Origin of the sequence: Lacihabitans soyangensis (assembly GCF_024343775.1) — a bacterium.
Classification (GTDB): Bacteria; Bacteroidota; Bacteroidia; order Cytophagales; family Spirosomataceae; genus Leadbetterella; species Leadbetterella soyangensis.
Map to the genome: position 1 here is coordinate 41,824 of NZ_RJUF01000198.1, position 15,390 is coordinate 57,213.

The window sequence follows — 15,390 nt, forward strand, 5'->3', positions numbered from 1 at the left end:
GTCCGGGCCGCCGGTGCGGTCCCATCAGTGTTAATCCGTGTTCCATAAAAATCACCTATAAAAGCCCATGGCTACACCACCATCCACATTAATAGCGTTTCCAGTTGACTTATTTAGCAATCCACCTACAAATGCGAAACATGCATTAGCAATATCATCTGGTAAAATAATTTCATTCAATAGTGTCCTTTTTGCATAATATGCTGGCAGTTCCTCTACGGTAATTCCGTAGGCTTTGGCACGGCCTTCGGCCCATCCTCCTGCCCAAATGTTTGAGTCGGAGATAACAGCATCTGGATTTACAGTATTTACTCTGATCTTATCGGCTCCCAATTCTGCAGCCATTAATCTGGTCATGTGAGCTTGAGCAGCTTTTGCAGATCCATACCCAGGATTGTTAGGCCCGGCCACTACGGCATTTTTGGAAACTATATTTACGATATCTCCTCCAATACCTTGTTTACGCATGATAGCTACCCCTGCTTGTGATACTATAAACTGACCTTTTACCAAAATATCATACAGTCTATCCCACTCTTCAAGACTGTGCTCTGCAATAGATTTTGAGATACTAATTCCTGCGTTGTTTACCACAATATCAACACCTCCGAAAGCTAAGGCTGTATTTTCGAATGCCGCAAAAGCCGAATCTTTATCAGTAACATTTAACAAAGTAGAGGCCACAGCATCTCTGCCGAAAAGTTTCAGAAATTCTTCGGTTGCCGAGTCCAGTCTCTCTTGGTTGATATCGTTCAAAATCACACAAGCACCTTCTTCAGCAAATTTCCTTGCAATTGCCTTTCCAATCCCACCAGCACTTCCGGTAATCAAGGCAATTCTTCCTGAAAGAGCCTTTGGCTTAGGCATTCTTTGTAGTTTTGCTTCCTCTAATAACCAATACTCTATGTCAAAGGCCTCCTGATGTGGTAATGCAGTATATTCGGAAACTGCCTCAGCACCCTTCATTACATTTATGGCATTGGTATAATATTCCGATGCTAAACGGGCCATGGTTTTATCTTTCGCAAATGTAAACATACCAACTCCTGGGTAAAGTATTACCACAGGATTAGGATCACGCATGGCTGGCGAATTTGGATGTTTGCAGGCATAATAGTAGGCTTTGTAACCCGTTCTGTATTCTTCGAAAACTGAAGTTAAGTATTCTTTATTTTCAATTTTTGCAGGGTCTAAAACCAAAGGAGCGATTTTAGTACGTAAAAAGTGGTCAGGACAAGAAGTCCCTAATGGAGCCAATTTTGCCAAATCATTCGAATTTATAAATTCCAAAACTCGGCTATCATCAGTGAAATGGCCCACCATTTTACGCTCAGAAGAGCAATATCCTCTTAGCGTTGGAGCTAATGCTGCTGCTTTAGCTTTTCTATCTGCATCTGCTAAACTTTCTATTTTTTGTCCTCCAAAAACTGGTCTAGTTTTACCAAAATTATCCTCTAAATATTGAGCACATTTTTCTATAACTTCTAAAGTGTTGATATAGCTAGAATATGCAGTATCTCCCCAAGTGAATAATCCATGAGAGCCCAACATAATTCCTTTTAGCGTGATGCCTTTGGCTGCTGCTTCGTTCAGGCAAGCTCTGAGTTTTAATCCCAAGTCAAATCCTGGCCTTTGCCAGCCCACCCAACCAATTTCTCCATTGAATAATTCTTCAGTTATTTTTTTACCATCCTTAGCAGCGGCAATCGCTATGGCAGCATCAGGGTGTAAGTGATCAATATGTTTAAATGGCAAAAATCCATGTAATGGTGTGTCAATGGAAGGAGCTTTGGAGGCCAAATCAAAAATGCAGTGATTGAAAAGTTCTACCATTTCGTCTTCATGCTCAATACCTCTATATACGTTCTCAAGGTTCAATAACCTTTCCATATAAAGTGCCGCACAGCCTGACTTTTTCAAGGTACCGATGTCACCACCCGAACCTTTGATCCACATTACCTGTGTTTCTTTGCCCGTTAAGGGATCTTTGTCTGATATTTTAACCGAGGTGTTACCACCTCCATAGTTTGTTAATCTTAGATCGGCCCCAAGGAGATTGGAGCGGTATATAAATAACGCAACTTCATCGCCAGCCATTTCAGCAGCTTTGGCCTCGTCCCATAGATAATTTGCGTGTTTGAAACTGTCTTTATTAAACGACATACTAAAATGTATTTTTTTTAAAATCTACTACAAAAAAATGGTTTAGGATTTATTAAACTGTCCTTTACTGTACTGAGGAATACCTACTCTGTCCAAGAATTTTGACCTTTTAGAGGCATGCAACCGATATATTCGCCAGGCACAGGGTCATAAACCAAGACATTTCTCCCGATTTCTTCGGAGGTAAAAAAACCGAACAATGTTAAACCTTTGATAGTCTTGAAAAAGGTGGCTTCTGGCACATCTTTTTCCAAGGCAATTCCCCACATCGTGAGCCCGGAACGAGGTTTTTCTTTATCTAATTTTTCGAGAAATTCTTGCCGTTGGCTTGGTTTCAAAGAAATAAAATCAGTGTTGTATTTTGCCTTTACCTCCTCTTCAAATGAATCTATTCCTGCTATCAATTTTTTCTGCGAGGCCTCATCCATGGTTTCCTTTACCATTTTATCAATAAACTGTGGCACAGCCATTTCTTTAGCACCGGGAGTTTTGGTTTTCGGCAGAATCGTTTCTGCTATTTCTGCTATTAAAGCCGCTTGATTATTCGTAAAAAAAACCGGTTTCCAATCTAACTTGGCTTGCTTTTGACACGAAAGGAGCATTTCGGACATGGAAATTCCCGTTAGGGTTAAGCCGAATGCCGCTGCAGTATTTTTTAGGTAATCTCTTCTGTTCATTTTATTGTTTCTTATTGTTACTGAGATACAAGGCATTGTATCCATCTATGCTTGAGACGCAATGCATTTACTCTGGCTTGAGACGCAATGCATTTACTCTGGCTTGAGACGCAATGCATTTACTCCGGCTTGAGACGCAATGCATTTACTCTGGCTTGAGACGCAATGCATTTACTCTGGCTTGAGACGCAATGCATTGCGTCTTTACCTCGGATTGAGATGCGATGCATTGTATCCATCTATGCTTGAGATGCAGTGCGTTGCGTCCACCTAGGATTGAGATGCTATGCATTGCGTCCACCTAGGATTGAGACGCAATGCATTGCGTCTTTACCTGTACCGACTCATAGATTATGCTTATTGAGTTCGTCTACAGCATAGTTCGCTGCTCGTGCTGTGAGAGCCATGTAGGTGATCGATGGATTCACGCAGTTTGAGCTCGTCATGCACGCACCGTCTGTGATAAACACATTTTTGACAGCATGCACCTGATTGTTTCCATTCAATACCGAAGTTTTCGGATCTTTACCCATTCTAGCGGTTCCCATTTCATGCACACCTACACCCATTCCCCCAGAATTATCAAAAGATTTTATATTCTTAAATCCTGAGACTTCTAACATTTCTACGGCATCTGCTTTGATTTGCTTACGCATTTCGAGTTCATTTTTCATAAAACCAGCATCAAAAACTATCTGAGGCATACCCCATTTGTCTGTTTTCGTAAAATCTAAGTGCATTTTATTCTCATGATAGGGTAAAACCTCTCCAAATCCCATCAATGACATACTCCAGCCACCCGGTTTATAAAGGGATTCCTTAAAATCTGCACCTATGCCTATTTCATCTCCACCTCTACCCCAATTGCTTCTAGCTGATGCTCCTTGATAATCAAAACCTCTCAAGAAGTTTTTGTTCTGCGTTTGTGCATCAATGTTGACATATTTGGGAATAAAAATACCTACCGGCTTTCTGCCTTTATAATAGTCTTCTTCCATGCCATCAAAATCACCCATAGCTCCCACATGATAGTGATGGTCCATGATGTTATGACCCAATTCACCAGAATCATTACCCATGCCATTTGGAAAACGCTCTGATTTCGAATTCATCAAAATCTGAGCCGTTGACATGGCTGAGGCGTTTAAGAAAATGATTTTTGCTTTGAAGGTATGCTCTTCCATAGTTTCGGCGTCTATCACCACTACACCAGTTGCTTTTTGAGTTTGATTATCAAATAGCACTTCTTTTACCACTGAATGAGGGCGAATGACAAAATTACCCGTATTGTTAGCAGCAGGTAAAGTGGATGAATTGGCACTAAAATAAGCTCCAAAAGGACAACCTCTTGAGCAGCGATTTCTGTTCTGACATTTTCCTCGGCCCAGCTTTAGCTGTTCTTCGGTAGGTTCTGTTAAGTGGGCCACACGACCAGAGGTGACGTACCTGCCTTTGAATTTGCTTTGAATTTGAGACTTAAAATGATCCTCTAAACAATTCAACGGAAAGGGCGGCTGAAACTCACCGTCTGGAAAATGGCTAAGACCCAATTTCTCACCACTGATACCAACGAATTTTTCAACATAGCTATACCATGGAGCTATGTCTTTGTAACGAATAGGCCAATCTATGGCTATGCCTTCACGGGCATTGGCTTCAAAGTCGTGCTCGCTCCAACGGTAAGTGTGTTTACCCCAAAGCAGACTCCTTCCACCTGTGTGATGTCCGCGAATCCAATCAAACGGCTGAATTTCCTGATAAGGATTATCTATGTCATTGGTCCAGAAATGTTTGGTATCTTCACCTACAAACCCACTTCTGATCTGAATATGATGCTTTTTTCTATCCTCAGCAGTAAGTGCTCCTCTGTGCTCCTTGTCCCATGGGTCTTGATTCATGGTCGGATAGTCTTCCAAATGGTTGACCATTCGTCCTTTCTCTAAAACTAGCGTCTTCAGACCCTTCTCCGAAAGTTCTTTGGCTGCCCAACTCCCGCTCATGCCTGAACCTACCACTATGGCATCGTACGTATTTGTTTTATTAAGTTTTGTATTCAGATTGGCCATTAAATATTTTTTGGTTGAATGACTGCGAATTTATGCTTTTGTTTATTCAAAACCGACAAAAGCCTAAAATAATTACTCCATAAAATTGAAATTAAAGGCTACATTATTGTGCTATACCGATAATTTCTTAAACAAATTCTATTTTTTATGCCATAAAACTAAATCAAGAATAACGATTCCAAAAAATTAAGCGTAATAGATTTTAAAGTTCTCGAAATTTAAAAGTTTACGATATCAGAATAAAATCATGAGTTGTCAAAAACGGCAACTTCAGGCATCCAGAAAATTTTTATAACGCATTTACCAATGAAATTCTCTAAAACACTCTTAAGCTTAGCTCTGTTAGGAACTCTCTCTTGCAATGAAAACGCTTCCATAGATCCCGAGGGAGCTACAATTACTTCAATTGCTTGTTCAAATGCCACATTTTCAGTGCCTGCAACTAGTGGAGCGTCATACACAGCCACTGCGAGTGTTCCTTACACTGGTGGAAATGGTGGTGATTACACTTCCGACGACGCTGTGGCCTCTTCTGGGGTTTTGGGTCTTACAGCAACCTTACAAGCAGGCACCTTGGCAGAAGGAAGCGGCACGGCTAATTTCATAATCACAGGAACACCCACTACATCTGGTACTGCAAGTTTTGCCATTGCTTTAGGCGGCCAAACTTGCACTTTGGCTTTGCCTGTGGCCGTTTCAAAATCCAGCATTTCTTCATTAGTTTGCGTAGCAACTCCCGCAAACGGTACCAGCGGAACGGCCTACACGGGTACTTTAACGATGAATTATACAGGTGGAAATGGTGGTGTATATGATGTGTCAACGGCATCATCAATTGGAGTTGAAGGACTGACTGCCACAGTAGCAGCCGGTACATTAAGCAACGGAGCCGGAAGCTTGGTTTACAATATTTCGGGTACACCTAGTTCAGCCGGAAACGCAATTTTTAATTTAAGTTTAGGTGGACAGAGTTGTACAGTTTCGCTGATTGTAGCGGCAACAGCTTCTGGAACTGCTACACCTGCCAAAGACACTGTGGTAATAAACTACTCAGGAGTAAGTGCAGCCATAAGTAATCCTTACCAAAGCGACGGTGTGTCCATAACTTTAAGTGGAGCCGATGTGACTGTAAAATCGACCAATGTTTCCAAAGAAATTGTCTATTTATTATCAGGCAATGCCACTAAAGGAAGTTTTAAACTTTATAGCGAATACCGCTACAATATCACCATGAAAGGTGTTAATATCACTAACTCCATAGGACCAGCTGTCAATATCCAATCGACAAAAAAAGGAACTATTAACGTTTTGGCTGGAACAACCAACAACTTAGTGGACGGAGTAACCTATTCTACCAGTACTGAAGATCAAAAAGGCACTTTTTTTAGTGAAGGTCAGTTGAATTTTATGGGAACAGGAACCCTAAATGTTACAGGAAACAACAAACATGGTATTGTAGCAGATGATTATATAGCCATAAGCGAGGCAAAAATTATCATAAAATCTGCAATAAAAGACGGAATTCATGCCAATGATTATTTTTTGATGGACAATGGAAACTTGAGCCTAACATCATCAGGTGACGGCATTGTGGCCGAAGAAGGATACGTAGCAATTAATGGCGGAACTATTAATATTAACAGTGTAGATGATGGCATATCTGCACCTTATGAAGGCACAGATGCTAGTATTACGCCATATGTATTGATCAAAGGTGGAAAAATAACCGTGAACACCTCGGGCGAAAAAGGAAATGCTCTGAAAAGCCAAAGTTACACTACCATCATTACCATAGATGCTATTAATTTGAATGTTTCTGGCAAAGGAGCAAAAGGCATAAAAACCGGTGGAGATTTCACGCTGAATGCTGGCACTGTAAAAATCACGAATTCGGGTGTGGCCTATTACAACACCACAGATGCTGATATAGTCGCCCCAGCCGGTATAAATTGTGATAAAAACCTAAAAATAAACGGTGGTGACGTAAGCATCACTTGTACTGGGCAAGGAGGTAAAGGAATAAATGTGGACGGCACAGCTACCCTAGGAGGAGGTGCGACAAACATTACTGCCTCAGGTGCTAAATTTACCTACAGTAGCACCCAAACCAGCGAAGCCAAAGGTTTTAAAAGCGATGGAGCATTTGTGATGAACAATGGCGAACTAAATATATCTGCAACTGACGACGGTTTGAAATCTGGAACCTCGGTAACTGTTAACAACGGTACAATCAATGTTACAAAATCCTATGAAGGAATGGAGTCTATTTTTATTAACATAAACGGTGGAGTGACCAACCTTACGGCTTCTAATGATGGCATCAATACCTCTTATGGCACAGTTTCAGGTGGAACAGAGTCGAACGATGGAAGTAGCCTGACAATAGGTGGTGGTGTACTAATAGTTACAGGGTCGGATGGAGTTGATGTTAATGGAAATTTCTTCATCAAGGGAGGAACCACCATAGTTAGTGGCAACGAAGGTATTGATATCAACGGAAACTTCATTATAAGCGGAGGAACTATTATTTCCTCAGGGCCGAACTCAAACATGACCAAATCAATGAGCACCTCTTCTACTCAGGTGAGTATGTTTATTAAATCTACTTCGTCTTTGGCAGCTACTTCACTTATTCATATTGAAGATGCTTCTGGAAAAGACTTGGTAACCTGTAAACCGAGAAGTGCTGCCGCAATTTTTCATTTTTCAAGTCCAAGTTTGGCCAAAAATACGTCCTACAAAATATATTATGGTGGTACTTACACAGGTGGAAGTTTTGTTGGAAATTCATCAGGATGGGGCTTGTATACAGGAGGGTCCTATTCAAACACAGGAGCAACTTTGAAGTCCTCACCAACTACTTCGAGTTCAGCTGCGGTGAATGCTCTAACTTTTTAAAAATAATTTCTTTATATCAAAAAAAAGACTCTTCAGGATACCTTGAAGAGTCTTTTTTACATTTCATCGGGTATAATCAAATATTCTTTTTCTTCATTTCCCTTACTGCAAAATCGGCCGCACGAGCAGTTAATGCCATGTAAGTCAAAGATGGATTGACGCAAGAAGCTGAGGTCATTGCGGCACCGTCTGTTACAAAAACGTTAGGAACTGAATGCAGTTGATTGTTGCCATTCAATACCGAAGTTTTAGGATCTCGGCCCATACGGGCAGTTCCCATTTCATGGATGGCCATGCCAGGATAAGATTTATTATCGTATGATCTTACATTTTTCATACCTGCTTTTTCGAGCATTTCAGCGGCATCATTTTGCATGTCTATACGCATCTTGGCCTCGTTTTCTTTGAATTCCGCATCAAAAACCACAATCGGCAACCCCCACTTGTCTTTTTCGGTTTTGTGAAGATACATGCGGTTTTCATGGTATGGTAAACATTCGCCGAAACCGCTCAATCCCATTCTCCATGGACCTGGCTTGGTTAGAGCCTCTTTCATATCAGCACCGAAGGCTTTTGCATCAGAGCCTTGATTCCAACCAGCTCTTGAGCCTCCACCTTGGTAACCGAAGCCACGAACGTAATCGCGTTTGTCGTTACCAATATTTCTATAACGTGGCACATAAATACCGTTGGCTCTTCTACCAAAGTAATAATTATCTTTTCCGCCTTCCCATTCACCGCTCGCTCCAATTTTGAAGTGGTGATCCATCAAATTGTGACCCAATTCGCCTGAATCATTACCCATTCCATTCGGAAATCTGTTTGAGGTTGAGTTGAGTAATACCGATGTTGAGCCTAATGTACTTCCATTTACAAAAACTATTTTGGCATAAAACTCTACTACTTCCAAAGTGTTTGTGTCGATGACTCTTACCCCAGTAGCACGATTTTTATTTTCATCGTACATAATTTCTTTTACGACAGAATCGGGTCTTACGGTCAATTTGCCTGTTTTCATTGCAGCTGGCAAGGTGGCCGACTGCGTGCTGAAATACGCACCATAAGGACATCCCAATGAGCATTTGTTGCGGTATTGACAACCCGAACGACCTACACCCGTTTGAGCTTTTTGAGCTTCGGAAAGGTTAGCTACACGACCAATAGTCATTATTCTACCAGGAAAATGCTCAGCGATTTTCTTCTTCACCTCTTTTTCCACACAGTACATATCCATTGCTGGTAAGAAATCAGAATCTGGCAACTGAGGCAGGCCCAATTTTTCACCTGAGATACCCGCGAATTTCTCGACATAAGAATACCAAGGAGCTATATCTTTATATCTTATCGGCCAGTCCACTGCAATGCCTTCTTTTAGGTTGGCTTCAAAGTCAATGTCGCTCAATCTGTACGACTGTCTACCCCACATAATTGATTTTCCACCGACGATATCAGGTCTGAACCAGTCGAAACGCTTCTCTTCTTGGTACATCGAATCCGAGTCGTTCATCCAATATTTTTCGGTATTTTCGTTGTAAGGATAATCTCTCGCCAATTTCGGATGAGATTCTTTTTGAGCCACAGTCAAGCGACCATTATACATCGTATCCCAAGGGTTTTTCATAGCGTTTTCATAGCCACTTACGTGTTCAAGTTGCTTGCCCTTGTCGAGCATCAGCACTTTTAATCCTTTCTCGGTAAGCTCTTTGGCGGCCCAACCACCAGATATTCCCGAGCCTATCACTATGGCATCGAAAGTTTGAGCTTTTACTGCATCTATATTTAAATTCATTTTTATTATTGATTTTAGAGGGTTGAAATTATAAAGCCCAAGCTTTTTGGCCTTTTTCCAAGGTGGTGCAGCCATCAAATCTGCCTGGAATCGGATCATAAGCCAAAGCCTGCGTAGCACCGATTTCAGAGGTAAAATAGCCTGTAATGGTGAGGTTTTTCATTTCTCTGAAAAAGTCTTTGTTGTACACCGTGGCGTCTTCTATCATTTCGTTTTTTTGTGGAAGTGTCAAATCCACAAATCCCTTTCCGAATTTTGATTTGCTGTCGTCGTTCAGCTTTCCCAGCCCATCATAAAACTTCTTTTGTTCGTCTTTGGTGAAACAATCACGCACCACTCTGATGATAAAATTATGGGCTCCAGCCTCTTTGGCACCGGGGGTAGAAGTAGCAGGGATAATAATGTCAGCCACCTCGGCCAATAGTCTTTCCTGCAAATCGTCGGCCACCAAACCTGGTTCGGAATTTAGCACCTCTCCCATGGCACCGGCCATCAAAGGTGCAGCCATAACGCCCCCAAGCATAAACGTAACCCTCTGTATGAGTTCTCTTCTGTTCATTTTAGATAGATTTTAAGATAATTATATAAGCCCAAGAATCACAACAAAGATATTTTATATTTTTTCAAAAAATAACCATAGAAGTATTTTTTCATCTACTAATATGGAGGATTGGACTAAAAGAGCAAATACAGGTATGAAATTACATGAAGCTAAGTAATAACTGGTCAATTGTTGAGAAGCAATAAAACAGATAATTTCGAAATAAAAAAGCCACAAAGAATTGAATTCAATGTGGCTTTAATCAATAAAATTCTCCTTAAAACTTACCCTTCAAATACCCCAAAGCCATACCGTAGGCTTCTTTGGTAAGAGCTGGGTCATGTTTTGGATTGCTTGGATTGGCAAATCCGTGTACGCCATCAAATATTTTGTAATCCAGCTTTTTGCCGGCTATTTTCATGTTTTCAGCAAATTTCTCAATTACTTCTTTTGAGATTCTAGTTTCAGTGGCGAAAAGGCCTAGAACGTCAGAATTGAGTTTTTTGAGTTCATTTACATCGCTAACAGGCATACCGTAATACATAACCGAACCTACAGTTTGTTTACCTCCCAAAATAGCAGAGCGAAGCGACCAAGCACCACCAAAACACCAGCCAACATTGGCTATTTTTGCTTTTTTACCAGCAAAAGTTGTGGCTCCATTTACGATAGCTACCAAACGATCCTCTTTTGTACCTGACATCAATTTACCCGCTTCTTGAGGATTAGAAGTGGATTGTCCATCATACATATCTACTGCCAAAACGTTTACATTTTCACCCAAATCTTTGTAAAACTTATCTGATTCTTGACGGATATAGTCATTTAATCCCCACCATTCTTGGTAAACAAAAAGCCACTTGTTGGATTTCTTTTTGGCTTTTACCAAATAACCTTTGCCATCTGTACCATCCGTAGTTTTGAAGGTTACATTGGTTCCTACTCCAGTATATTGAAGCGGAGCCGGTGCGAAATGGAGAGCCTGAAACTCTGGATCAAGTGCAAACTGACGCATGTCATCACCAGGAAAAGTGTGGCAGATGGTCATCGGTTCGGCCTTTGTGTCCAAATCATTGAAAGTTGGGACAAAAAGAACAAACGAAAAAAAAATAGGAAGGATAAAGCTTAGTTTAAACATAGTTTTGTTAAGGTTTTAATTTTAGATTGCTTGTTTCGACACTGAGTTTCACAGTATTTTTCTTTATTCACATTATGTTTTTGAGTTTCACGGAGTTTTCGCTCTGCTCATTTTTACCCGAAAGTTAACTTCGAATAGCCCTTAGACTGTTCTAACAAAAAAACCGTCAATATGTTTCGACGGCTTTTTTGGTAGGTGAATGTTCTCTATTTCGCTGGTTTTGGTCTTGGCTTCATTTTCAGGCTATCAGCAGGGTAATGTGCCTTCAATGAATCCATTTGGGCACTGGCCCAGCTTACTATTGCTTCTCTTTGAGCATCGGTAAGGTTCGCCTCCTTGTGTAGTCCAAAATAGGTATATGACTCCAAAGGCATCTCTTTTTCTTTGACCATTTCTATAGTCTCTTCTAACTTATGGTTTTGAACGGCTACAGGTAATTTTGTAAAAGTAGAGATATTGAAATGTTTCTTTCCATCTACCACATGATGATCTAAAAACCATGCAATGGGCTGAATATTAGAATACCACGGGTAGACAGTCTTGTTGGAGTGGCAATCGTTACAAGCTACTTCAAACGTCTTTTTGACATCCTCTGGCATATCATATTTGGTAGTGATGGCGTAAGTATTGTCGTCGGAAAGGTTTTTTTCTGGTTTTACAAACTGGATGGCAATCAACACGACTGCGAGGCCAATAAAGATTTTTTTAAGCATTGTACTATTTATATTAGGTGATCTATAAAAATTTGCGTTTCGGATAATTGAAATCATAATTTACAAAACATAAATAAGATTATCATCATCCGCAATCGCAATTTCTTATTTTTTCTGAAACTCACCTGTTGCTCTGATAGCGATTTCGTCACCCACCATCACGTTTTCCAGTTTTCCTCCAATGCCGAACTCGCTTCTTTTAATTGTCCCTGTGGCTTTAATACCCAATTGTGGTATTTTATTGTTGGGATTTGGATGAGCCATTGGTCCATTCATAGTAACATCCAAAGTGATAGGTTTAGTGATACCTTTGATGGTAATATTTCCAGCCATTTTATATTTATTGCCAGAAACCTTGGTCAGTTTGGTGCTTTTAAAAGTTATGGCAGGAAACTTCTCGACATTAAACATATCCTCACTTTTGAGGTGATTATCACGCATTTCTAAGTCGGTGTTGATGCTCGCAGACTCTATCGAAATCTCAAAAACTGCATCGGACAAATCGTCTTTGGCAGCGGTAATTTTTCCATCAAACTTCTTGAAATAACCATCCACCTCGGACAAACCGTGATGCTCGGCTATAAAAGTAAATTTGGTATGGCCTTTGTCAATGCTCCATTGGGCAAAAGTAAAGGTAGAAACTAGCAAAAAAGCGAATGATAAGACTGTTTTTTTCATTGTTTTAGGTTTAATTATACTATACGAGACTATTACACAAAGGTACACTAAGGAGGCACGAAGGATCACAAAGTGATTTCTTAATTTTACACAAAATATCAAATACTTACTGTGCTTATTTTTAGCTTATTCTTTTTGTTAGATTGTATAATTTCGTTGGCAATTATTACTGTATTTCCAACATTCAAGCCCACCACGTTGGTTGAGTTTGCGGAGCCTTCTACCCATGTCATTTCTGATGCTTTGTTATCGGCGATTTTCCTGAAAGCGATTTGAGACGGGTTATTTTCGTCTTTGTTTTGCTCCCAAAAAAGTACTGAAGCCGAAGGTGTTTTTACCAAATATTGGTTTTTGGCTGATGCATCGTCCAATACAAAAAGCTTTTTACCTTCAGTAGTTGCGACTCTGATGCCCATTTCGTTATCGGTACCCGAAAACCAAGAAACCAAGCCTCCTTTGCCGTTGATGGTAGAGACCGCACCACTGTGGGGGCAACCGTTAATTTCCCATTTATCGTTAAAAACAATCTCAGGTTTAGAGAATGTATTGCCGTTGTCTTTGGAGACCACACGAGCTATGTCTCTGATATTGTTATTGTTATCCCTGTAAAAGACATTCAAATTACCTTCCGAATCTATCAAAAAGTTAATTGGACAACAATCGCAAACTACGGGATCAATCAATCGCTCTGGCTGAAAAATGCCGTCTTTGGAGGTTACCAATCGGAGGTCTCTTTCCTCGTGCTTGGTGCTGTTGGCAACATCTTTTAGGTAAGCCACGGCTATTTCATCATTTCTCATTACTATGGCATCAAAAAAACCTCTTACTATTCCTTGTTTAGGGTCGGAATCTACGTTCGCTGGTTTTGTCCAGGTATTTCCACCATCTGTGGATTCACAAAAAACAATATTAGACCAACGGCCTCCGCGACCTGAAGCATTTGGAGCACTTTCACCCCTGTTTGAAAATACGGCCACCAAAGTTCCGTTTTTCTTGCTTAAAACTTTGGCTCTCATCATGCGGCTATTGCCGATACCATTTCCCGAGAAAATAACTTTTTTGTCCGAAAATGTCTTTCCTTGGTCCTTTGAAAATGCCACACAAAAAGAGACAAGTCCTTGTTCGTCTTTCTCAGTCCAAGAAAGCATTACGTCTCCCGAAGAAGTTTTGGCCAATAATGGCATGCTGTAAGCTTTATTTGGATCGTTTTCAAAAGGAATTTCTGTTGCTTTTACTGAAGAAAAATCCCCTTCAATAGTTTTCACACTGGATTCATTATGAGGCACATAAGCACATAAAGTCATCTCCGGAACTTTTTCGGTATTAGTAGACATCATTGCAACCAAAAGGCCTAGGAAAACCAGAGGAAAAGTGAAAATCAATCGTATCATATCAAATATTTTTTTTAGATTAAAGCAATTCTTATCATCTGAAAACAAATATAGCAACCTCAAAAAAGATAAGATAATCAAATATATGAAGCAGGAGAAATATTCGACAGATGGGTCGGAATAAAATATAAATTAAAACTTTTGGGAAAGGAATCAACCCAAACAAAAATGACCACACAATTCTGAATGGTCATTTAAGGTTTTTGAATAATATTTTAGATACTTACATCGAATTCCCAATACCAACCAAGAAGATTGACAACATTATGATGGCTATGCCAGCTACGAAAGTTCGGAAAGCATTTGCTGAAACGCCCTTCCATTCTTTTAACCAAAGTCCCCAAAGATTGGCTGTGAGTATAATCGTAGCCATGTGAAGTATCCACGAACTGGCACCATTTCCAAGTTTACTTTCGCCCATGCCGTAAAAGAAAAACTGCAAAAACCACATGGTTCCGGCAATTCCTGAGAAAAGAACGTTGCTGGCTATTGGAGTTTTAGCATTGGTATAATCACCAAAGGTTTTGTTCTTGAAATTAAGATACATACACCATATAAAATTGGTAGTAAGACCGCCCCACATAACAATAATATAAGTGACATTATTCTGAAAAAGCGGGTTGTTGCCAGAAGCAACAGCGGCGTCGGCCATAGGTTTTCCTGACTCAATACCAAAGTTAAAAAAGGAACTCAGAATACCCGAAATAATGGCGATGATGAGGCCCTTTACCAAACTAAACTCTTTCACACTAGCCACTTTTTGTTCTTGCGTAAGACTTTTTTCTTTCAAAAGCCCCGCTCTTCCCAAAACTGCAATGCCAATAATACAAACCAAAACCCCCGTCAATACCACTTGACCACCGCTACTGTGAAGCATATCAGTAAAGGTGGTTTTACCATCGATTGGGTTAAAATCATAATAAATAGCAGGAACCAATGCACCGAAGGCCGAGCAAAAACCCAGAACCACTGAATTCCCAAGCGACATTCCTAAATATCTTACACCAAGGCCATAAGTAAGACCACCAATTCCCCACAACAAACCCATCAAAAAAGTAAAATTCAAGACGGAAGACCCCGTGCCAGAAATTATTTCTCCAAAATTTGGTATGGTTAAATAGGCTGCTATCGGCGGAACGATTAACCAAGAAAATAATCCTCCCACTATCCAATAACTCTCCCAAGCCCAGCCTTTGACCTTTTTGAATGGCATGTAAAAACTGCCTGAAGAAAAGCCTCCTATGGAGTGAAAAATGATTCCTAGTATCGATTCCATTGTATTTTAGGGTTGTTTTTTATGAATTTACAAATATAAACGACTTTTTGAAATTCACTC

Annotated in this window: 11 protein-coding genes; 1 reads left to right on the forward strand and 10 read right to left on the reverse strand. The window is 40.3% G+C overall.

The genetic code is table 11. The annotated features are described in order from the left end of the window. Positions 1-51 precede the first annotated feature (51 nt). The 3 genes from EGI31_RS25100 to EGI31_RS25110 all read right to left on the reverse strand — a co-directional run bounded on the left by EGI31_RS25100 (position 52) and on the right by EGI31_RS25110 (position 4,906). Positions 52-2,163 (reverse strand): bifunctional aldolase/short-chain dehydrogenase, encoded by a 2,112-nt coding sequence (locus EGI31_RS25100; protein ID WP_255039956.1) that lies wholly within the window; start codon positions 2,161-2,163, stop codon positions 52-54. An 83-nt stretch (positions 2,164-2,246) separates the two neighbouring features. Beyond that, positions 2,247-2,840: a gluconate 2-dehydrogenase subunit 3 family protein gene (locus tag EGI31_RS25105; RefSeq protein ID WP_255039957.1), complete on the reverse strand. Its 594-nt coding sequence runs from the start codon at positions 2,838-2,840 to the stop codon at positions 2,247-2,249. A 344-nt stretch (positions 2,841-3,184) separates the two neighbouring features. After that, complete coding sequence (locus EGI31_RS25110) at positions 3,185-4,906, reverse strand: GMC oxidoreductase (RefSeq protein ID WP_255039958.1); 1,722 nt, start codon at positions 4,904-4,906, stop codon at positions 3,185-3,187. 306 nt (positions 4,907-5,212) lie between these two features. Between EGI31_RS25110 and EGI31_RS25115 the strand changes: the two genes are divergently transcribed. Further along, on the forward strand, positions 5,213-7,804 hold the full coding sequence (locus EGI31_RS25115; RefSeq protein ID WP_255039959.1) for a carbohydrate-binding domain-containing protein: 2,592 nt from the start codon (positions 5,213-5,215) through the stop codon (positions 7,802-7,804). Between the two features lie 76 nt (positions 7,805-7,880). Here the strand turns inward: EGI31_RS25115 and EGI31_RS25120 are convergent, their stop codons facing one another. The 7 genes from EGI31_RS25120 to rhaT all read right to left on the reverse strand — a co-directional run bounded on the left by EGI31_RS25120 (position 7,881) and on the right by rhaT (position 15,330). Beyond that, the gene (locus tag EGI31_RS25120; RefSeq protein WP_255039960.1) at positions 7,881-9,593 is read right to left on the reverse strand and encodes a GMC oxidoreductase; all 1,713 of its coding nucleotides are present in this window, start codon (positions 9,591-9,593) and stop codon (positions 7,881-7,883) included. Positions 9,594-9,621: 28 nt separating this feature from the next. Continuing rightward, positions 9,622-10,152: a gluconate 2-dehydrogenase subunit 3 family protein gene (locus EGI31_RS25125; RefSeq protein WP_255039961.1), complete on the reverse strand. Its 531-nt coding sequence runs from the start codon at positions 10,150-10,152 to the stop codon at positions 9,622-9,624. 259 nt (positions 10,153-10,411) lie between these two features. Further along, positions 10,412-11,272: a dienelactone hydrolase family protein gene (locus EGI31_RS25130; RefSeq protein WP_255039962.1), complete on the reverse strand. Its 861-nt coding sequence runs from the start codon at positions 11,270-11,272 to the stop codon at positions 10,412-10,414. A 206-nt stretch (positions 11,273-11,478) separates the two neighbouring features. After that, positions 11,479-11,985, reverse strand: a complete 507-nt coding sequence (locus tag EGI31_RS25135; protein WP_255039963.1) for a heme-binding domain-containing protein — start codon at positions 11,983-11,985, stop codon at positions 11,479-11,481. Positions 11,986-12,090: 105 nt separating this feature from the next. Then, a complete protein-coding gene (locus EGI31_RS25140) occupies positions 12,091-12,663 on the reverse strand; it encodes a YceI family protein (protein ID WP_255039964.1) in 573 nt (190 codons plus the stop codon). A 98-nt stretch (positions 12,664-12,761) separates the two neighbouring features. Then, positions 12,762-14,054 carry a sialidase family protein gene (locus tag EGI31_RS25145; protein WP_255039965.1) on the reverse strand — a complete coding sequence of 431 codons (1,293 nt, stop codon included), beginning with the start codon at positions 14,052-14,054 and terminating at the stop codon, positions 12,762-12,764. A 223-nt stretch (positions 14,055-14,277) separates the two neighbouring features. Continuing rightward, positions 14,278-15,330, reverse strand: coding sequence for an L-rhamnose/proton symporter RhaT (gene rhaT / locus EGI31_RS25150; protein ID WP_255039966.1), 1,053 nt, complete (start codon positions 15,328-15,330; stop codon positions 14,278-14,280). Positions 15,331-15,390 lie beyond the last annotated feature (60 nt).

What these genes read in the sequence shown, in the direction of transcription:
- EGI31_RS25100 (WP_255039956.1), bottom strand. Translation starts at nt 2,163, where the DNA reads ATGTCGTTTAATAAAGACAGTTTCAAACACGCAAATTATCTATGGGAC.
- EGI31_RS25105 (WP_255039957.1), bottom strand. Translation starts at nt 2,840, where the DNA reads ATGAACAGAAGAGATTACCTAAAAAATACTGCAGCGGCATTCGGCTTA.
- EGI31_RS25110 (WP_255039958.1), bottom strand. Translation starts at nt 4,906, where the DNA reads ATGGCCAATCTGAATACAAAACTTAATAAAACAAATACGTACGATGCC.
- EGI31_RS25115 (WP_255039959.1), top strand. Translation starts at nt 5,213, where the DNA reads ATGAAATTCTCTAAAACACTCTTAAGCTTAGCTCTGTTAGGAACTCTC.
- EGI31_RS25120 (WP_255039960.1), bottom strand. Translation starts at nt 9,593, where the DNA reads ATGAATTTAAATATAGATGCAGTAAAAGCTCAAACTTTCGATGCCATA.
- EGI31_RS25125 (WP_255039961.1), bottom strand. Translation starts at nt 10,152, where the DNA reads ATGAACAGAAGAGAACTCATACAGAGGGTTACGTTTATGCTTGGGGGC.
- EGI31_RS25130 (WP_255039962.1), bottom strand. Translation starts at nt 11,272, where the DNA reads ATGTTTAAACTAAGCTTTATCCTTCCTATTTTTTTTTCGTTTGTTCTT.
- EGI31_RS25135 (WP_255039963.1), bottom strand. Translation starts at nt 11,985, where the DNA reads ATGCTTAAAAAAATCTTTATTGGCCTCGCAGTCGTGTTGATTGCCATC.
- EGI31_RS25140 (WP_255039964.1), bottom strand. Translation starts at nt 12,663, where the DNA reads ATGAAAAAAACAGTCTTATCATTCGCTTTTTTGCTAGTTTCTACCTTT.
- EGI31_RS25145 (WP_255039965.1), bottom strand. Translation starts at nt 14,054, where the DNA reads ATGATACGATTGATTTTCACTTTTCCTCTGGTTTTCCTAGGCCTTTTG.
- rhaT (WP_255039966.1), bottom strand. Translation starts at nt 15,330, where the DNA reads ATGGAATCGATACTAGGAATCATTTTTCACTCCATAGGAGGCTTTTCT.